Here is a 19,225-nt window from a genome sequence, read left to right as displayed (position 1 = left end):
CTATGCCAATTGGTAGACGCAATAATACGAGAAAAAAAGTAATATTAGCTGGCATACAAGGATTGATCATTGGAGTTGTCGGAGTGCTATTGTTCGGATTATTATTAAATTTAGCTAATGATAAAAAGGCTGAAAGTGAAGAGACTGAAATAACGAAACCAAAAGATGAAGACAAAAAAGTAGAGGTCACAGGGAAAGTTGAGGAAAAATCTCTTCCTTTTCAAGCAAAACAATACGGCATGTTCACTTCAAAAGAAAGTGCGTTGGCTTTTATTGGATCACAGCCTTCCCTTGCAAAAGCGAGCATTTTCCAAGTGGAAAACCAGTTTTTTGTTTGGAGTGATCTATATGTTACAACTATTCCTACACAAGAAGCAGAAGTACTACCTACCTTTATAAAGAGTTTGTATGTTTCGACGGATAGTTGTGATGATCCTAAAGTAATAAAAGTTATGGAGTTAATACAACAAGAGAATTTAAGTAAAAAATTTTTTGAGTCTATCGAAAAAAAGGAAGATTATCCAGATGATTTAATGGAAATAGTTCAAGCTATATCAGCGTTTTCGGAAGTTCCTTCTGTCATGAGATCACATATTTTTTCGCATTATGTTGCGACGAACAATTGTCTAAAATTGAATTTTTAACGCTTATTTGCGGTGAAAATTCAATTGTTGCTTTTTATACACAATTTCCTTATTTTCAATTGTTTTGTATGCTATTGAAAAGGAGGAATAGAAATTGAAACTAACAACTAATCATAGTTTTATCTTAGCTAGTGAGTCGCCTAGAAGAAAGGAACTCTTTAGTAAACTTGGTATCCCATTTGATGTGAAAGCTTCAGGAGCTGCAGAAATAGTAGAAGAAAATCTTAGTGTAGAAAAAGTAGCGATGAACATCGCTATTGGCAAAACAACCTCTATAATAAATGAAAATCCTTCAGCAATTGTCATTGCCGCAGATACAATTGTGAGTTTTGGGGATGAATTATTGATGAAACCAATAGATAATGCTGAATCAAAGAAGTTTCTACAAAAACTTTCTGGAAATACACACCAAGTTACTACAGGTGTCGCTATTTATGGTGAGGGCTGTTCGATTAGTTTTGCGGAAACTACTTCGGTAAAGTTTTTTGATCTCCCTGAAGGTCAAATTGATGCTTATGTAGCAACAGGAGATTCTTTAGATAAAGCTGGAGCTTATGGAATTCAAACGATGGGTGGTTTATTCGTCGAGAGTATTCAGGGAGATTATAATAATGTCATTGGACTTCCAATCAGTCGTTTGTTTAAAGCATTATTGTCACTGCGTTTGATAGAAATTGAGCGAGTGGTGAATTCATGAATTCTAAGTTACCGGACTCCCTTATGATTCGCGATGTTCATGTATCTGATCGACCTAGAGAACGACTACTCAGACAAGGTGCCTCAAGTTTATCAAATCAAGAACTGATCGCAATCCTGCTTCGTACTGGTACGAAGCAGGAGTCTGTTCTCCACCTCGCAAACAGTGTCCTCAATTACTTTGAACAAATTCAAGAACTAAAAAATGCTTCAATCGAAGAAATAACAGCAGTTAAAGGAATTGGGCAAGCGAAAGCCGTCCAATTGCTTGCAGCAATTGAGTTAGGGAAAAGACTTGCTCAGCAAAAGACAGATGACAAATTTACGATTCGTTCTCCGAAAGATGCCGCTACTTACTTAATGCATGATATGACCTCACTGAAACAAGAACATTTTGTCGTCCTTTTTTTGAATGTCAAAAACCAAATACTTCATAAGCAAACAATTTTTATTGGATCTCTTAATGCTTCTATAGTTCACCCAAGAGAAATTTTCCGCGAAGCTGTAAAGCGTTCAGCTGCCTCGATAATTTGTGCTCATAATCATCCCTCCGGCAATCCGACACCATCAACAGAAGATATTGATGTGACTAAAAGACTATATGAAGCAGGTATACTCATGGGCATAGAATTGCTCGATCACGTTATTATTGGTGATCATCAGTTTATTAGCCTAAAAGAAAAAGGGTATATGTGACACTGTGCATTTTCCGTTCTATCAGTTATAATGAGAGTTATGACTTTATGACAACGAAGTAAAACTTGTTTGAGATAGAAAGGGAGTAAATAATTGTGTTTGGATTTGGATCAAGAGATTTGGGTATAGACTTAGGGACAGCGAATACGCTAGTTTTCATTAAAGGAAAAGGGATTGTACTTAGAGAGCCGTCAGTTGTAGCGAAAAATGTACAAAACGGTGCTATTGTTGCTGTAGGGAACGATGCGAAAAATATGATCGGCCGTACGCCAGGTTCAATAGTTGCGATTCGCCCTATGAAGGATGGAGTTATCGCAGATTTTGATACAACTTCTGCAATGATTGAATATTATTTAAAAAATGCGATGAAGGCATCTGGAATGTCATGGAGCAAACCAAATGTGATGATTTGTGTGCCATTTGGTATTACTTCTGTGGAGCAACGAGCAGTAATTGACGCTGCTAAGCAAGCAGGCGCACGTGATGCCCTAACTATAGAGGAGCCTTTTGCGGCTGCAATTGGTGCAAATTTACCTGTGTGGGAACCTACTGGAAGTATGGTCGTTGATATAGGTGGAGGTACTACAGAAGTTGCGGTTATATCATTAGGCGGTATTGTTACAAGTGAATCAGTTCGTGTTGCAGGGGATTCAATGGACCATGCAATTACTGCATATATACGAAAAACGTATAACTTAACGATTGGTGAACGAACAGCTGAAGCGATTAAAATTGAAATTGGTTCTGCGAGAGTAACCGATCAAATCGATAAAATGGATATTCGCGGACGTGATTTAGTTACTGGATTGCCGAAAACAATTGAAATTACCTCAAAAGAAATTTCAAATGCGTTACGTGAGTCAATTTCTTCCATTATTGATGGAGTGAAAAAGACATTAGAGCAAACTCCCCCTGAACTATCTGCGGATGTAATGGAGAGAGGTATCATGTTAACCGGCGGTGGTGCTTTACTGAAAAACCTAGATAAAGTTATCAGTGAACAAACGAATATGCCTGTATTTATTGCGGAAGATCCTCTAGATTGTGTCGCAATTGGTACTGGGAAAGCGTTAGATCATATGAATATATTGAAACGTCAACAAACAAAACACTAAGGAGAAGTGTGATATGCCACAATTTTTTTCGAATAAGCGATTAATATTGCTGCTTGTAGGGATGATTTTTCTTGTGGCGCTCATTAGCTTTTCTTTGCGAGATCGAAATCATGCATCCCTGCCTGAACAGCTGATAAAAGATGTGGTCGGTTTTGGACAATCTATGTTTTCCAAACCGACCCAATATATAACTGGTGTTTTTGATAATGTAGAATCTTTACTTAATACATATGATGAAAATAAACGATTAAAAGTAAGATTAGAAGATTATGTAACACTACAAGCCTCCGTAAATGATCTACGTCTTGAAAATGATGAGCTTCGCAAAATTGTCGATAAGGAAGAGAATCTTCGTGCGTATAATCCTATCCAATCGACTGTAATCGCAAGAAATCCCGATCAATGGGAAGAAAAAATTATAGTTGATAAAGGCGAGATTCATGGAGTAATGGAAAATATGGCAGTAATGACTGCTCAAGGGTTAATTGGGAAAGTAATATTAACCACACCTTATACTTCTACTGTGGAACTTTTATCTACACAAAATCCAAACTATCGGGTTTCTGCTGTAATTGCTGAAGGTGAAGAAGTTTTTGGACTTATTGAAGGATATGATGAAAAGCGTAAAGAATTAATACTAAAAAGAATCGATTCCGAATATGTAGTGAAAGTAGGTCAAAAAGTAACTACTTCTGGCCTAGGTGGTATCTTCCCGAAAGGTATTTTGATTGGGGAGGTAACAGAAATCACAACGGATGATTATGGCTTAACTAAATTAGCATATGTCAAACCTGCTGCTAGTTTCTCTATTTTAGATCATGTGATTATTTCTAAACGTACAATTACTAATGTGGATGGTACAGATGGAGGAAATACAGGTGCTGATTTATTAGAAGGTGAAGGGGACGGCTCATGATTCGTTTTCTAGTTATTGCAATTTCGGTTCTATTGTTTTATTTAGAACCGATTTTTGGTCTTTTTTCTCCCGTTGAATTGAATAGTGATTTTTACGTATTAGTTCCACGTTTTCTTATCATTTATCTGATCTTTGTAGCCATCTATTATGACCGAAAACGCGCAATGCTCTATGGATTGTTTTTTGGGCTCTTGTATGATGTCTTTTTCATTGATATTATTGGATTATATTCTTTTATTTATCCTCTAATGTGTTTGGTTGCTAGTTATACTGTTAAATACATTCACCAACATCTATTGGTTTCTACTATTCTAACCTTGCTTCTAGTAGCAGGGGTAGAGTTATTATTGTTCTTATTTTATACTTTCATCGGTATTAAAACGATGACCTTTACTTATTTTTATCAACATAATCTCATTCCTACAATGATTGCTAATGCAGTATTTTTATTGATGTTCGGATGGGCTTTTAAATATATTCTTCTAAATAGGTTTAATCAAAAAGCCTTATTGCTTCAAAAATAGCTTGTTGATTTAACAGTAAATCTGAGGTGACTTGATTGACAAAAAAGCAGTTAATATTTATTAAAGGAACGAAAGAGGGCCTTGTATTACGCCTAGACGATCAGTGTTCATATGCAGAGCTTTTAGATGAATTAACAAAAAAGGTTTCTGATGAAGGGTTTGAAGGTCAAGCGGAAGTACTTTTACATTTAGGTTATCGTTATTGTAACGATGAACAGACGAAAGAAATTATATCTTGCGTCCAGCAAACTGAACATCTACGTGTGACCAAAATTCAAAGTGAAGTTATGACTGTAGAAGATTGTAATAGAAGATTACTAGAAAACCAGTCAGAGACTTATGTAGGGATTGTTCGGTCTGGACAAGTCATTACTGCTTTGGGGGATTTGGTTGTTGTAGGTGATGTGAATCCAAATGGAAGAGTTGTTGCTGGAGGCAATATTTTCGTCCTTGGTCGTCTGAAAGGAATAGCCCATGCAGGATCATCTGGTAACAAAGATGCGGTTATAGCTGCTTCTTGGCTAGAAGCCACGCATTTAATCATCGATAGTGTGGTTGAAACGATGACGGATGAGCTGACGGTTCTATCGGAGCAACCCGAAATGGAATGTGCTTATTTACATACTAATGGTTCAATCGCAATTGATCGATTACAGGATCTTCGTCTGTTAAGACCAAATTTATCAACATTTAAAGGAGGAAGCTAATGTGGGAGAAGCAATCGTTATAACTTCAGGTAAAGGTGGGGTCGGTAAAACGACAACAACAGCTAACCTTGGAACTGCATTGGCCCTGCAAGGAAAAAAAGTTTGTTTAATGGATACGGATATTGGATTACGTAACTTGGATGTTGTTCTTGGTCTTGAAAATAGAATTATCTATGATCTAGTAGATGTTATAGAAGGTAGATGTAAGATTCATCAAGCGCTAGTAAAAGATAAGCGCTTTGAGGATAGACTTTATCTTCTTCCTGCAGCTCAAACTGTGGACAAAAACGCCGTAAATCCAGAACAAATGAAAGAACTTGTTTTAGAGTTAAAACGTGAATATGATTATGTCTTAATTGATTGTCCAGCTGGAATTGAACAAGGCTATAAAAATGCGATTGCAGGTGCGGATAAAGCAATTGTAGTTACTACACCGGAAATTTCGGCAGTACGTGATGCAGATCGTATTATTGGGTTACTTGAGCAAGAAGAAACAATCGATCCACCAAAGCTGATCATCAATCGAATTCGTCAGCATTTGATGAATAATGGAGATGCACTGGATATAAATGAGATTACTACTCACTTATCCATTGATTTATTAGGAATTATAGCGGACGATGAAAGTGTTATTACTTCATCTAACAAAGGTGAACCAATCGTTATGAATCCGGCAAATAGAGCTGCTCTTGGGTACCGTAATATCGCTCGTCGTATTTTAGGTGAATCGGTGCCATTAATGTCCATGGACCTTCCTAAAACAGGTGTTTTTACTAAGATTAAATCTATTTTTTCTAAATAATATAGAAGACCGACTGCAGAACTTTGATGCAGTCGGTTTGTTTTAGTATACAAATATGTACCGTGAAAACTGGGTTATTGATTATTAAAAAAATGATTACTCCCGCTGGAGTCGCCGTCTTGCGCTCCAACCAATTAAGTGGTTAGCCTACTATTCATTCATTAAAATCAAGCTATTATGGAAAACACGGTGAGTATGCAGGGTATATAAAGACACTAACCATTGCAGTTGACATAGTGAGTAGAAAGCAACTTTTTTGTAATTCAATTCTATATATTTAGGCTGTGCATTAGTAAAGTAATTTGGTGAAATTACCCATTCCGCAAGTAAAAGGTAATTGTTCGCAAGTAAGTATAGGCTTAGAGCGAGTAAAATGTTTAAGACCGCAAGTAAGCAGCAAGTGGGAGCAAGTAAAGATAAACTAAGAATAAATCATCATTAAATATAAGAATGTATATGCTTCTTGAGTATTTAAAATCAGTGTTCCCGGTATTTTGAATGATATAGAATAAAAGGATTGCTTGCAAAGTAGAGGCTCTGGATATGTTATCGAGCATCTTTAAAACAGCATTTCTTTTCTATTTCTCACCTAGTAAAACAGTATATGACTTAAAAATAGCTAGTATCTATCTATAGAGTAACGTTAGAGCTCCCGATATTGGATCTTCGGGAGCTATCTCTATGAATAGGAAAGTATCTTTTCTCTAGTTATTCAAAATCGCTCTTACCTGTTTCTAATCGTTGTAGGAGGGCAACGGACAGATAAACACCATAAGATTACCGAAAAAAGGATGCTGGTTGGTTGTAATGAACGTCACAACCAACCAGCATCACTAAAAATTCACTCGGTAATCATATAGAAAAAACGTCTGTCCAAAGCGCTTCGGAAACGCTAGAAACTGGTTTAGGCCTTAAAGAGCTCACTGTACTTTTATTATAAAGGAAATATCAACTATTTCCTCAGAAACTCTTAATTAAAGGATATATTCATTAAATAACCTCGTCCTTCATATATTCTTCTTAGGGGGAATGTTATGCTTACGAAAAGAAAATGGGTACTTTCATTTGTATTTGTATTATCTTTTATTTTATTAGCAAAGTTAGAGGGAAATAGTACCTTATCAACCAATTATGCAAGCCTATTATTAGAGCCACAAAAACCAACAGAAATATATAAACAAGTAGTTGCTTGGATTACACGCTCAGATGAATTAATCAGTGTTAGTGCACCTGTATCTAATCCTCCATTAATCGAATATAAATCGATTCAGCCTTTAGAAGACGGTGCAGTTTTATCGATTGATAAATCGCAAGATCTGTATGCGTCTGAAGATGGACTAATTGTCTTTACTGGTTATAGAAAGAAGACTGGTAAAACGTTGTCTATTTTATATGACACAGGAGAAACTGCCACATACGGTTTCGTAGATGAGTTTAGTCAACTGCCATATACGACTGTAAATGCGGGAGACATTTTTGGGACTATTGAAAATGAAATTCTATATGTTCAGGTGGAGAAAGAAGGAGAGATGTTGGAAACGGATGAGCTTATTGAGTGGCTTGCCGTAACCTATGAATAAACAACTATTTCGTGTCCACCCTATAATGATTCCATTTTTTCTTTTCTTTTATTTATCCGGTGAAATAGCTATGTATGCACTCGTGTTTAGCTCGTTGTTGGTTCATGAGCTTGGACATCTATTCATTGCAGTATGTATGGGTGCAAAAGTTCAATCTTGCACTATCTTACCATATGGCGGCGAAATAAAGATGGAGCAATTCTCTAAGCTTTCGAAAACAATGCAGGTTTGTGTAATCTTGGGTGGACCATTTTTTACGCTTCTTTTGCTCTTGTTTGGTATGCTTGTAGATTTTCCACAGGCTAATATATTTATCATGACTCAAATTCTTATTTTAGGATTAAATCTCTTGCCAATCTTTCCTTTAGATGGAGGGCGAATCATACATTCTATTTTTCCTGATAGGTATGAGGGGCTGATTGGCTTTTCAGGATGTATTTGCGTTGTCGTTTTTACGATAAGTTGTTTTTATTTTCCGGAAGGTTTGGTTTTTACGCTTATATTTTTGTTTCTTGCCTTTCAAAACTTATCTTACTGGAGATTTCGTAAGTACAAGCTTGCATTTGATTGGATAACGAAAAGTGCTTGACTAAGAATTTTATGTGTGATAATATTTTAATGTTATTGTTTGTAGCAGCACCCGTTGCTACAACCGCTCTGAAAAGGTTCAAGTATTCGAGTTTCGAATCACCTTTTGGAAGGCGAGTCTTAGTCTAAGAGGAGGTGCAAGTATGTACGCAATTATTGAAACTGGTGGTAAACAAATCAAAGTTGAACAAGGGCAAGAAATCTACATTGAAAAATTAGATGCTAATGCTGATGAAGTTGTAACTTTTGAAAAAGTTTTATTCGTAGGTGGAGAAGATGTTAAAGTTGGCGCTCCATTCGTGGAAGGTGCTAAAGTTACAGCGAAAGTTGTAAAAAATGGCAAAGCTAAAAAAATTACAGTCTTCAAATACAAAGCGAAAAAGAACTATCACAAAAAACAAGGTCACAGACAGCCATACACTAAATTAGTAGTAGAATCTATTAGTTTATAAGATGATTAAAGTGACTATAACAAAAGACCAATCGGGTCATATTCATTCTTTCGAGATGAAAGGCCATGCTGATTTTGCGGAACACGGAAAAGATTTAGTATGTGCAGGAGCTTCTGCTGTATCCTTTGGTGCAGTTAATGCTGTAATCGCACTTACGGAAATCACGCCCGTTATTAAGCAAAAAGGGGACGGAGGCTATTTATATGTCGAGGTTCCAAGCATATCAAATTTAGAAAAGGCTGCTCAAATACAGCTAATTTTAGAAGCGATGATTGTTTCTTTACAAACGATTGAGCAAGATTATGCCAAGTATATAAAAATAACCTTCAAAAAGTAGGAGGTGGAACATATGTTAAAATTAAATCTTCAGTTTTTCGCATCCAAAAAAGGAGTAGGTTCGACTCGTAACGGTCGTGACTCTCAATCGAAACGTCTAGGCGCTAAACGTGCTGACGGACAATTCGTATCAGGTGGATCAATTTTATACCGTCAACGCGGGACTAAAATTCATCCAGGTGAAAACGTTGGACGTGGTGGAGATGACACACTTTTTGCGAAAGTTGACGGTGTAGTGCGCTTTGAGCGTTTCGGCCGCGACAAGAAAAAAGTAAGTGTATATCCTGTAGCTCAAGAAGCTTAATGAATAATAAAAGGACTGCATTTATGCAGTCCTTTTTGATTTCTTAGGAAATTTTAATTTATGGCATATAGATAACTTTTCCCATGTAATTCTCCGTCTATACTCCAGTGCTTTTGTTATTTCAAAAATTTCATATAAGTAAGATATACTCTAAAAGCAAAATAGAACTATTCCTGTTATACTAGTAAAGATAGTAAATGTTGGGATGTGTCTAATATGGATCATAGCGAAATTACTCTAAATGAAGTACTTCGTCATACAATGCATGATTTTTTAAATAATATGCATATATTACAGATGAACTTAGATATGGGAAAGCCAGAGGAAGCTAGGGCTTTAATACAAAAGTATTCCCAAAAATGCAATCAATTTTTTGATATAAATAATATTGGCTTATATAAAACAAATGAATGGTTACAAACGTTTGGTATTAAATATAATCAATTAACTTTAGATGTTCAAACATCTCTTCTAAATAGAAAAGCAGAAAAATACGATGATGCTTTAAAAGATTATCTAAATAGATTTGTGCAAGCTATTTACCCACATTTTAGAGGATATCAAGAGCAGTTACTGAAAGTTCATATCATTTCAGATGAATTTTTGGAAATACTAATAGATATTCGGGGAGATTGGTCTAATAATAAGTGGCAGGATGAATTAACAGGAGAGTTATTTCAACTGCATATATTAGAAACTACCGACAATTCGATAAAAGTAAAACTAATTGCAAGTGGAAGATTGGAGTGAGGTAAATGTTTGTTGATCACGTGAAAGTATATGTCAAAGGTGGCGACGGCGGAGATGGTATGGTTGGATTCCGACGTGAAAAGTATGTTCCTTTAGGAGGCCCAGCAGGTGGCGACGGAGGAAATGGTGGCGACGTTATCTTCGAGGTAGAAGAAGGTCTTCGTACATTAATGGATTTCCGCTATAAGAGAATTTTTAAAGCTGATAGAGGAGTACATGGCGGTAGTAAGAATATGCATGGTGCCAATGCAGATGATTTAATCATTAAAGTACCACCTGGAACAGTAGTTAAAAATGAAGAAACTGGGGAAGTAATTGCAGATTTAGTTGAGCATGGCCAAAAAGCCGTAATTGCAAGAGGTGGTCGTGGCGGTAGAGGAAACTCTCGTTTCGCAACACCAGCTAATCCGGCTCCAGAGCTATCTGAAAAAGGAGAGCCAGGTTTCGAGTTAAATGTGGAGTTAGAGCTAAAAGTATTAGCGGACGTCGGTCTAGTTGGATTCCCAAGTGTCGGAAAATCCACGTTATTATCCGTTGTATCAGCAGCTAAACCTAAAATTGCTCCATACCATTTTACTACAATTGTACCGAACCTTGGAATGGTGGAAACTGAAGATCATCGTAGTTTTGCGATGGCGGATCTACCAGGACTAATCGAAGGTGCACATGAAGGTGTAGGGCTTGGTCACCAATTCTTACGTCATATCGAGCGTACGCGTGTAATTGTACATGTCATTGATATGTCTGGTATGGAAGGTCGTGATCCTTACGAGGATTATTTGACTATTAACGAGGAGTTAAAACAATATAATCTTCGTTTAACGGAAAGACCTCAAATTATTGTAGCCAATAAAATGGACATGCCAGATTCTGAAGAAAATTTAAAAGCATTTAAAGAAAAAGTCGGATCTGATATGAAAGTATTCCCGATTTCAGCAATTTCTCGTCAAGGTTTACAAGAGTTATTATTTGCTGTAGCCGATATGTTAGAGGTTGCGCCTGAATTCCCACTAGAGGAATTGATGGAAGAAGAAACAGAAACATCTGTAATGTACAAGTATCAAGCTAAACAAGAAGATTTCACAATTTCAAGAGATGATGATGGTGCCTTCGTACTTGCTGGTGGATCAGTTGAAAGATTATTTAAAATGACTGACTTTAGCAGAGAGGATTCTATCCGTAGATTCTCTAGACAGCTACGTGGAATGGGTATTGATGATGCCCTTCGTCAGCGTGGAGCTAAAGATGGGGATACAGTACGATTATTGAAATTTGAATTTGAATTTATCGAATAGTAGAAAGTAGGGAACCGCATGAAAGATGTGACAAGCCAGCGATTTTTTTTAGTCCGGGAGGATGTGCTGACAGAGGCGATGCAAAAAACCTTGGAAGCAAAACACCTCTTGCAATCTGGGAAGGCATCTTCGATATGGGATGCAGTAAAAGAAGTAGACCTTTCTAGAAGTGCTTTTTATAAATATCGTGATGCGGTTTTTCCTTTTCATTCGATTGTTCAAGAACGGATTTTAACTGTATTTCTACAATTAGAGGATAGAGAAGGGACACTTGCTAGACTATTGCAATTGGTTGCTGAATCTACATGTAATGTATTGACGATCCATCAAACGATACCGATTCAAGGCAGAGCTAGTGTAACTTTATCACTCGATGTAACAGCGATGAACAAGGAATTAGAAGAATTTATAAATGAAATGAAGCGACTGGACTTTGTGGAATCTGCAGAAGTAATTAGCTCTGGTGCTTTATAAGAAAAGTTCCAGCGCCTGCGAGGGAGAATTTGCTGGAGCTAGACAATGGGGAGGTATTTCTAATGAAAACCAAACAGGTTGCTTTTCTAGGGCCAGAAGCTTCTTTTACACATTTAGCAACTAAGTCATTATTTCAACAAGAGGTGTTAGTGCCAATTCGTACTATACCTGAATGCATTGAAGCTGTTGCAAATGGTGAAGTAGATATAGCAGTAGTTCCTTTGGAAAATGCTTTAGAGGGCACAGTTCCGTTAACGATAGATTATTTATTCCATGAGGCAGAGTTGTACGTTATTGCAGAGCTATTATCTCCAATCGAGCAGCATTTGATGGTCCATCCAAATAATGCGGGGCGATGGGAAAACATGACAACCGTTTACTCCCATCCACATGCTTTGGCACAATGCCACAAATATTTGTTTTACCGATTTGGTAAAGTACCATTAGAGCAATCATCTTCTACCGCTGCAGCAGCAAAATACGTTTCTGAAAACGAAGATTTATGTATAGCTGCGATTGGAAATACTTCTGCTGCATCAGAATATGGTTTGAAAATTGTCGAACAAAACATACATGATTTTCAATTTAATCACACACGATTTTTTGTGATTTCTAAAAAGAATTATTGTATCGAACAAGAAGGTCATACAGATCAAGTGAAAACAACGGTCATGATTACTTTACCTAAAGACGATCGCTCCGGAGCCTTACATCAGGTGCTTTCCGTTTTTGCATGGAGACAGCTCAATTTAAGTAAAATTGAGTCACGACCATTAAAAACAGGTCTAGGGCATTATTTCTTTATCATGGATGTTCTAGAGGACGAAAAGATGCCAATGATGGTTGGTGCAATGGAAGAGTTAAAGGCACTGGGCTGTGGTGTAAAATCATTAGGCTCGTATTATACATACGAAACAAAAAAAGAAGCAATCCGTTCATAAATGGATTCGCTTCGTTTTTTTTGTTTGAAAAAAAGTATATAAAAAGTATATAGCAAAACGTATGTCCAAAATCCTTCGAAAACAATAGAAACAGGTTTATTTTCTTAAAGGATTTTTTATCTTTTCTTTTTACGATAGTACATGAAAAAATTATCCTTCCATCAAATATCCCTTTTCCCTAATTGCACTAATACCTCTATTTAAAATTTCTTCAGTTGGCGCGGACAATAAATGCAAATGAATTCCAGCAGTAAGCTCCAATAAAAATGGAGCACCCGTATCTCGGACCTTCTTTAAAAACATTTCAACGTCGTGTCGATTGGAAACCATGATGGAGGACGTGATTTCTCCATAAACAGGGTGTTCAATGGTAACGTTTTCTACAGTGACGCCAGCATCAACTAAGGCTAGAAGCTCGTCCTCAGAGTGAATGGACTGATGATTGCAAGCGACTCGTCTTTGAATATATGAAGTACCTTCTTTATCAGACAGTACAATATAGCCTTGACTGGTGGACATAATTGAGGCATTCATTGCTTTTAATAATGTTATATCATTAACAATAACCTGCCTGCTAACATTAGTAAGCTTTGCTAACTCAGTGCCAGTCACAGGTGCCTGTTGCTGCTTTAAATAGGAAAAAATCCAATCCCTACGATCCCCGCCTTTTAACTTTTTCAAGATTAACCCCTCCGAACTTGCATAATGACTTGGTTCCTACTCATAAGTTTAACATGAAGGGATGGTTGTTTGTTTAAAATCTGTGACCATTTTAAGATACTACACATAATTTAAAGGAGAAGGAAGGAGGAAGACCGTGCAAACTCATATTGTTGTTAAAGGGGACACTTTGTGGAAAATTTCCAGGAATTATGGTGTTTCTTTTGAGGAATTAAAGAAAGTAAATGCGCATCTAGCTAATCCGGAATATATTGTGCCAGGTATGAAAATCTTTATTCCGAATTCGAAAAAAATGGAGTCGACAACACATCCATACAGTGACAATAGACCAGTGAAGAAAGAGATGGTCAAAAATGAAATGGTGAAGAAGGAGGAAGTGAAAATCCCGCAACCAATCGACAAAACGAAAACAAAACCAGCGCCACCAGTAATGCCAACACCACCAGCACCACCGGCACCACCTACGTATCAGCAGCCAAAGCAACCAGTGCAACCAACACCATCCTATACATTCCCATTTCATATGATGCCTGTCCCTGATATTGATACGACCCCATCACCACAAGGGTGGAGATTAATGGAGTCCACTTCTATTCACATTCATAACCATATCGAGAATTATGATATTAATGTGGATAAAACACCAGTTGCACAACCAACACCACCACCCGTACAACCAAAACCAATTCAACCAACACCGCAGCTAACTAGTCCAATAACTGAGGATGCTTCACCTACATTCCCGACAATGTATCCGTGTCCACCACCAGTTCACCAATTTCCATACATGCAGCACCAAGCAGATTTCGGAGGATGTCCTTGTATACAGATATGTTATGTTCCTGTATATCCATGTCCTCCATATCCCTATCCACATTATTAAAACGTGAGTACGTATATACGACAAATTAAGAAAAATGTATGGAAATGGAAAAATGAAAATGGCATATTCTCTGTAAAAAAGTATCCAACCGTTGAACAGGCGGAAAAAATTCGCCTAATTCATAAAGAATTAGAATACATCGATAAACCTTTTATACTTCCAATTATTGAATCTACACAAGATGATTTTATTATTCAACCGTGGTATAAGGGGACTCACACAGTTTCCTATCGTTTTAAAGAAGATAGAAAGGCAGTCTACTCTCTTCTAAGTCAGATTCATGAGACCAATAATATAGTTGACTGGGAAGATAGTAATTTATTTTATTCTTTTAATCTTATTTCTAAATGGCAGAATCGGAAATGGAAAATGAATGAAATTTCTTTTTTCATCGAGTCGCATATAGGATGTAATCAGACAAAATTACTATTACTATGTGGTGATGTTGCATTACGTAATATGAAACCATTTAATATGGAGAAACGCACCCTGCTACATGGAGATGTTGTTCACCATAACTTTTTATCGGATAGTTCTGATTATAAAATAATTGATTTTGATTTGGCTGTGATCGGTCCAAGAGAAATGGAAGATATTCTATGGATGCACCGGGTACTTCCGGAAATTGATTATGATATTTTGTTGCTTATCTCAGAATTTCCGCATCTTGAAAAAGTAGTTCGGCGATACAAAGAAGCAATGATGTATCCAAATGAGCTATACCGAGAGTGGCTGTATGCGTACTCATTACCAAAAGAGCGTAAACAAAAATTTATCGATCAGTTAATACCCTATACGAATAAAGCACTAACAGAATGGCCCAATTTATGCTATACTTTAAGTAAATTATAATCGTACTTTTAAGGAGTTGGTCGCTCGTGCTTTGAGCGGCCTTCTTTGTTTGTTATGCTATAATAATAGTATGAATTGCGAGGGATTTAAAGGATGTATGATTACATAAAAGGACAAGTAACTCGAGTAACACCAGAATACGTAGTAGTAGAACAGCAGGGGATTGGTTATCAACTATTTACACCAAATCCATTTGCCTTCAGAAAAAGTGAGGAAATTGTCCAAGTATATACGCATTTTCATGTACGTGAGGATGCACAACAGCTAATGGGATTTCCAACGCTTTCACAGAGGGAGTTATTTCGTAAGCTCATTTTGGTTTCCGGAATCGGTCCAAAAGGTGCTTTGGCTATATTAGCAAGTGGAGAGCCGACTCATGTTATTCAAGCAATAGAGAGAGAAGACGAAACATTTTTAGTGAAATTTCCTGGCGTAGGAAAGAAAACTGCTCGTCAAATGATATTAGATTTAAAAGGAAAACTAAATGATTTAATAGATTTTGAAGAACTGGAATTCGAAGACGATGGACCTAACTTATTTGACAATGGGGAATCCGATCATGAACTAGAAGAGGCAATGCTAGCATTAACAGCTTTAGGCTATTCTGAAAGAGAATTAGCTAAAATTCGCCCATTACTTAAAGCAGATGCTGGACTTCAAACAACCGATCAATTTATGAAAAAAGCCTTACAGTTATTATTTTTAGGTAAATAAACAAAAGAAAGGAGGTTCTAGCTATGGATGAACGTGTCATTTCAAGCGAAATTTCCAATTTTGACGAACCTTTCGAACAATCACTTCGTCCTCAGTTTTTACAGCAATATATTGGGCAAGACAAAATTAAACATAATTTAGAGATATTTATCGAAGCAGCTAAAATGAGAAGTGAAAGTTTAGATCACTGTCTTTTGTACGGACCTCCTGGACTTGGAAAAACAACACTTGCTGCTGTAATTGCAAATGAAATGGACGTACAAATTCGAATGACAAGTGGCCCTGCTATCGAACGTCCAGGTGACCTAGCTGCAATTGTTAGTTCTTTGGAGCCTGGAGATGTATTGTTTATAGATGAAATTCATCGGTTGAATCGATCCATCGAAGAAGTACTTTATCCTGCAATGGAAGACTTTTGCTTGGATATCGTAGTAGGAAAAGGTCCTGCTGCCAGAAGTGTGCGTCTTGACCTCCCACCGTTTACCTTAATAGGTGCGACTACTAGGGCTGGTGCATTATCTGCACCTTTACGTGATCGCTTTGGGGTGTTGCTGCGGTTAGATTATTATAATGAAGATGCATTAACTTCCATTGTGGCACGCAGTTCAGAGTTATTTAATGCATCCATTGACCACGAATCTGCTGGAGAAATCGCTAGAAGATCTAGAGGTACCCCACGTATTGCTAACCGTTTGTTAAAAAGAGTACGTGATTATGCACAGGTTCGTGGAAATGGGCATATCTCTCTTGATATTGCTAAAGAAGCATTGGAGTTGCTTCAAGTAGATCCACGTGGATTAGATCATATAGACCATAAACTAATTTTGTCCATGATTGAACGATTTAGAGGTGGCCCTGTTGGATTAGATACAATTGCAGCTAGTATTGGAGAAGAATCTACTACGATTGAAGATGTGTATGAACCGTACCTGCTGCAAATTGGATTTATCCAACGTTCGCCTAGAGGAAGAATTGTTACCCCACTTGCTTATGAACATTTCGGTATTCCATTGCCAGTGGAAAGAAAAGAATTATAAAGGATGTCCTATATATGAGAGTAGAAGATTTTGATTTTGAATTACCAGAAGAACTAATTGCTCAAACTCCGCTGTTAGACAGAACGAGTAGTAAACTATTGATAGCAGATTTTGAAAAACAGTCGTATACACATACTCACTTTAAGGAAATACTAAATGAATTAAATGAAGGAGATTGCCTTGTATTGAACGATACGAAGGTAATGCCTGCTCGCCTAATGGGGATGAAAGAAGAAACTGGAGCTAATGTAGAAGTTCTTTTATTGACACAAATAGAAGGGGATCATTGGGAAACACTTGTGAAACCTGCAAAACGGGTCAAAATAGGCACTGAAATTACATTTGGTGAAGGTTTGTTGAAAGCTGTCTGTACAGGCATCAAAGACCATGGTGGACGAATTTTTCGTTTTGAATATACGGGAGTGTTTTTTGAAGTATTAGACCAATTAGGAGAAATGCCACTTCCCCCATACATTCACGAGAAGTTGGAAAACAAGGATCGCTATCAAACGGTCTATGCAAAAGAGCAGGGTTCTGCTGCAGCTCCAACAGCAGGCCTACATTTTACAGATGCATTATTAGATGAAATTCGCTTAAAAGGTGTTAAAATAGCATTTGTAACATTACATGTAGGACTTGGAACTTTTCGTCCGGTTAGTGTAGATTCTATCGATGACCATGAAATGCATTCTGAATTTTATCGGATTACACAAGAAACAGCAGATGTAATTAACAAAGTGAAAGCCATTGGAGGAAAAGTTGTAGCAGTTGGGACCACTTCTACTAGAACATTGGAAACAGTGGCAACTAAATATGATGGACAACTTCAAGCAGATAGTGGATGGACTTCGATATTTATCTATCCAGGTTATGAATTTAAATGTATAGATGGAATGATTACGAATTTCCACCTACCTAAATCTACTTTAGTAATGCTTGTTAGTGCACTTACTTCAAGAGATTTTATTTTGGGTGCCTATAAAGAAGCAGTTGACTTAAAGTATCGCTTTTTCAGTTTTGGCGATGCAATGTTTATAAAAGGAAGGAATTATTAAATGACAGCAATTACGTATGAACTTATAAAAAAAGATAAACAAACAGGTGCTAGGTTGGGTATTGTACACACTCCTCACGGGTCCTTTGAAACACCAGCATTTATGCCAGTAGGTACACAAGCTACTGTAAAAACAATGGCTCCAGAAGAAATAAAAGAGATGAATGCTGGTATTATTCTTAGCAACACGTATCACTTGTGGCTTCGTCCTGGAAACGAAATTATTCGTGAAGCAGGCGGACTTCATAAGTTTATGAACTGGGATCGTGCAATTCTTACAGATTCAGGCGGATTCCAAGTTTTTAGTTTAAGTGATATGCGTAAAATTGAAGAAGAGGGTGTTCATTTTCGCAATCACCTCAATGGGGATAAACTATTCCTAAGTCCTGAAAAATCAATGGAGATTCAAAACGATTTAGGTTCTGATATTATGATGGCCTTTGATGAATGCCCACCTTATCCTGCATCTTTTGAGTATATGAAAGCGTCTGTAGAACGTACATCACGTTGGGCAGAACGTTGTTTAAATGCTCATACGAATACAGATAAGCAAGGACTATTTGGAATCATCCAAGGTGGAGAGTATGAGGAATTACGTCGTCAATCTGCACAAGATTTAGTTTCTTTAGATTTCCCTGGATATGCAATTGGAGGGTTATCGGTTGGTGAGCCAAAAGATGTAATGAACCGTGTACTTGATTTTACTACTCCAATGATGCCTGACAACAAGCCGCGTTATTTGATGGGTGTTGGTTCGCCTGATTCATTAATAGATGGTTCTATTCGAGGCGTAGATATGTTTGACTGTGTATTACCAACACGTATTGCACGTAATGGTACATTCTTTACTCATCAAGGTCGCCTAGTTATTAAAGGAGCAAAATATGCTCGCGATTTTGGTCCAATCGATGAAAAATGCGATTGTTACACATGTAAAAATTATTCACGTGCTTATATTCGCCATTTATTCAGAGCTGATGAAACGTTTGGCTTACGCCTAGCATCTTATCATAACCTACATTTCCTAATGAAATTAATGGAAAATGTGCGACAAGCTATACGTGAAGATCGTCTGCTTGATTTTAAAGAAGAATTTTTTGAAGAATATGGGTATAACAAACCAAATGCAAAAAACTTCTGATTCTTGTATACTAGATAAAGAGGTAAAGGAGGGGAAATAAATA

24 protein-coding genes and 1 other annotated feature are annotated in these 19,225 nt (G+C 37.0%); of the genes, 23 read left to right on the top strand and 1 reads right to left on the bottom strand.

What is annotated here, in order from left to right:
• Nucleotides 1-2 precede the first annotated feature (2 nt).
• The 17 genes from ACQCPR_RS11695 to pheA all read left to right on the top strand — a co-directional run bounded on the left by ACQCPR_RS11695 (nt 3) and on the right by pheA (nt 12,820).
• Nucleotides 3-644 carry a hypothetical protein gene (locus ACQCPR_RS11695; protein ID WP_427137095.1) on the top strand — a complete coding sequence of 214 codons (642 nt, stop codon included), beginning with the start codon at nt 3-5 and terminating at the stop codon, nt 642-644.
• A 94-nt stretch (nt 645-738) separates the two neighbouring features.
• On the top strand, nt 739-1,341 hold the full coding sequence (locus tag ACQCPR_RS11690; protein WP_427137094.1) for a Maf family protein: 603 nt from the start codon (nt 739-741) through the stop codon (nt 1,339-1,341).
• The gene (radC, locus tag ACQCPR_RS11685; protein ID WP_427137093.1) at nt 1,338-2,036 is read left to right on the top strand and encodes a RadC family protein; all 699 of its coding nucleotides are present in this window, start codon (nt 1,338-1,340) and stop codon (nt 2,034-2,036) included. Before ACQCPR_RS11690 ends, radC begins: the two co-directional genes overlap by 4 nt.
• 95 nt (nt 2,037-2,131) lie before the next feature.
• Nucleotides 2,132-3,151: a rod shape-determining protein gene (locus ACQCPR_RS11680; RefSeq protein ID WP_241596654.1), complete on the top strand. Its 1,020-nt coding sequence runs from the start codon at nt 2,132-2,134 to the stop codon at nt 3,149-3,151.
• A gap of 13 nt (nt 3,152-3,164) precedes the next feature.
• On the top strand, nt 3,165-4,067 hold the full coding sequence (gene mreC / locus ACQCPR_RS11675) for a rod shape-determining protein MreC (RefSeq protein WP_427137092.1): 903 nt from the start codon (nt 3,165-3,167) through the stop codon (nt 4,065-4,067).
• Nucleotides 4,064-4,591 carry a rod shape-determining protein MreD gene (gene mreD, locus ACQCPR_RS11670; RefSeq protein ID WP_090564016.1) on the top strand — a complete coding sequence of 176 codons (528 nt, stop codon included), beginning with the start codon at nt 4,064-4,066 and terminating at the stop codon, nt 4,589-4,591. The genes mreC and mreD overlap by 4 nt, the downstream gene beginning before the upstream one ends.
• Nucleotides 4,592-4,626: 35 nt before the next feature.
• Nucleotides 4,627-5,298 carry a septum site-determining protein MinC gene (gene minC / locus ACQCPR_RS11665; RefSeq protein WP_090564014.1) on the top strand — a complete coding sequence of 224 codons (672 nt, stop codon included), beginning with the start codon at nt 4,627-4,629 and terminating at the stop codon, nt 5,296-5,298.
• Nucleotide 5,299: 1 nt separating this feature from the next.
• Nucleotides 5,300-6,100, top strand: coding sequence for a septum site-determining protein MinD (gene minD / locus ACQCPR_RS11660; protein ID WP_090564012.1), 801 nt, complete (start codon nt 5,300-5,302; stop codon nt 6,098-6,100).
• Nucleotides 6,101-7,134: 1,034 nt separating this feature from the next.
• Nucleotides 7,135-7,680 carry a peptidoglycan DD-metalloendopeptidase family protein gene (locus ACQCPR_RS11655; RefSeq protein WP_090564010.1) on the top strand — a complete coding sequence of 182 codons (546 nt, stop codon included), beginning with the start codon at nt 7,135-7,137 and terminating at the stop codon, nt 7,678-7,680.
• Nucleotides 7,673-8,269, top strand: a complete 597-nt coding sequence (locus ACQCPR_RS11650) for a site-2 protease family protein (protein ID WP_090564009.1) — start codon at nt 7,673-7,675, stop codon at nt 8,267-8,269. Before ACQCPR_RS11655 ends, ACQCPR_RS11650 begins: the two co-directional genes overlap by 8 nt.
• 51 nt (nt 8,270-8,320) lie before the next feature.
• Nucleotides 8,321-8,399: a sequence feature (ribosomal protein L21 leader region), on the top strand.
• A 12-nt stretch (nt 8,400-8,411) separates the two neighbouring features.
• A complete protein-coding gene (rplU, locus tag ACQCPR_RS11645; protein ID WP_090564007.1) occupies nt 8,412-8,720 on the top strand; it encodes a 50S ribosomal protein L21 in 309 nt (102 codons plus the stop codon).
• Nucleotide 8,721: 1 nt separating this feature from the next.
• Nucleotides 8,722-9,057, top strand: a complete 336-nt coding sequence (locus ACQCPR_RS11640) for a ribosomal-processing cysteine protease Prp (protein ID WP_340930012.1) — start codon at nt 8,722-8,724, stop codon at nt 9,055-9,057.
• 12 nt (nt 9,058-9,069) lie between these two features.
• Complete coding sequence (gene rpmA, locus ACQCPR_RS11635) at nt 9,070-9,360, top strand: 50S ribosomal protein L27 (RefSeq protein ID WP_090564003.1); 291 nt, start codon at nt 9,070-9,072, stop codon at nt 9,358-9,360.
• Nucleotides 9,361-9,576: 216 nt separating this feature from the next.
• Nucleotides 9,577-10,110 (top strand): Spo0B domain-containing protein, encoded by a 534-nt coding sequence (locus ACQCPR_RS11630; RefSeq protein WP_090564001.1) that lies wholly within the window; start codon nt 9,577-9,579, stop codon nt 10,108-10,110.
• 5 nt (nt 10,111-10,115) lie between these two features.
• The gene (gene obgE / locus ACQCPR_RS11625; protein ID WP_090563999.1) at nt 10,116-11,405 is read left to right on the top strand and encodes a GTPase ObgE; all 1,290 of its coding nucleotides are present in this window, start codon (nt 10,116-10,118) and stop codon (nt 11,403-11,405) included.
• A gap of 18 nt (nt 11,406-11,423) precedes the next feature.
• On the top strand, nt 11,424-11,879 hold the full coding sequence (locus ACQCPR_RS11620; RefSeq protein WP_090563997.1) for an ACT domain-containing protein: 456 nt from the start codon (nt 11,424-11,426) through the stop codon (nt 11,877-11,879).
• Nucleotides 11,880-11,941: 62 nt separating this feature from the next.
• Entirely contained in the window at nt 11,942-12,820 is an 879-nt protein-coding gene (gene pheA / locus ACQCPR_RS11615) for a prephenate dehydratase (RefSeq protein WP_090563995.1), read from the top strand.
• A gap of 150 nt (nt 12,821-12,970) precedes the next feature.
• Here pheA and ACQCPR_RS11610 read toward each other — a convergent pair whose 3' ends face one another.
• Complete coding sequence (locus ACQCPR_RS11610) at nt 12,971-13,501, bottom strand: transcription repressor NadR (protein WP_427137091.1); 531 nt, start codon at nt 13,499-13,501, stop codon at nt 12,971-12,973.
• A gap of 136 nt (nt 13,502-13,637) precedes the next feature.
• On the opposite strand from ACQCPR_RS11610, the gene safA reads away from it, so the two are divergent.
• The 6 genes from safA to tgt all read left to right on the top strand — a co-directional run bounded on the left by safA (nt 13,638) and on the right by tgt (nt 19,182).
• The gene (gene safA / locus ACQCPR_RS11605) at nt 13,638-14,384 is read left to right on the top strand and encodes a SafA/ExsA family spore coat assembly protein (protein WP_090563989.1); all 747 of its coding nucleotides are present in this window, start codon (nt 13,638-13,640) and stop codon (nt 14,382-14,384) included.
• Between the two features lie 3 nt (nt 14,385-14,387).
• On the top strand, nt 14,388-15,236 hold the full coding sequence (locus ACQCPR_RS11600) for a phosphotransferase (protein ID WP_090563987.1): 849 nt from the start codon (nt 14,388-14,390) through the stop codon (nt 15,234-15,236).
• A gap of 93 nt (nt 15,237-15,329) precedes the next feature.
• Entirely contained in the window at nt 15,330-15,950 is a 621-nt protein-coding gene (gene ruvA / locus ACQCPR_RS11595) for a Holliday junction branch migration protein RuvA (protein ID WP_427137090.1), read from the top strand.
• Nucleotides 15,951-15,973: 23 nt separating this feature from the next.
• The gene (ruvB, locus tag ACQCPR_RS11590; protein ID WP_090563983.1) at nt 15,974-16,987 is read left to right on the top strand and encodes a Holliday junction branch migration DNA helicase RuvB; all 1,014 of its coding nucleotides are present in this window, start codon (nt 15,974-15,976) and stop codon (nt 16,985-16,987) included.
• Nucleotides 16,988-17,001: 14 nt separating this feature from the next.
• Nucleotides 17,002-18,042: a tRNA preQ1(34) S-adenosylmethionine ribosyltransferase-isomerase QueA gene (queA, locus tag ACQCPR_RS11585; RefSeq protein WP_427137089.1), complete on the top strand. Its 1,041-nt coding sequence runs from the start codon at nt 17,002-17,004 to the stop codon at nt 18,040-18,042.
• Complete coding sequence (gene tgt / locus ACQCPR_RS11580) at nt 18,043-19,182, top strand: tRNA guanosine(34) transglycosylase Tgt (protein ID WP_090563979.1); 1,140 nt, start codon at nt 18,043-18,045, stop codon at nt 19,180-19,182.
• The last annotated feature ends 43 nt before the right edge of the window (nt 19,183-19,225 follow it).

This window comes from Psychrobacillus psychrodurans, assembly GCF_050209195.1.
GTDB classification, from domain to species: domain Bacteria; phylum Bacillota; class Bacilli; order Bacillales_A; family Planococcaceae; genus Psychrobacillus; species Psychrobacillus psychrodurans.
The sequence above is the reverse complement of the archived record's forward strand: the minus strand, read 5'-3'. Positions and strand labels throughout refer to the sequence as shown.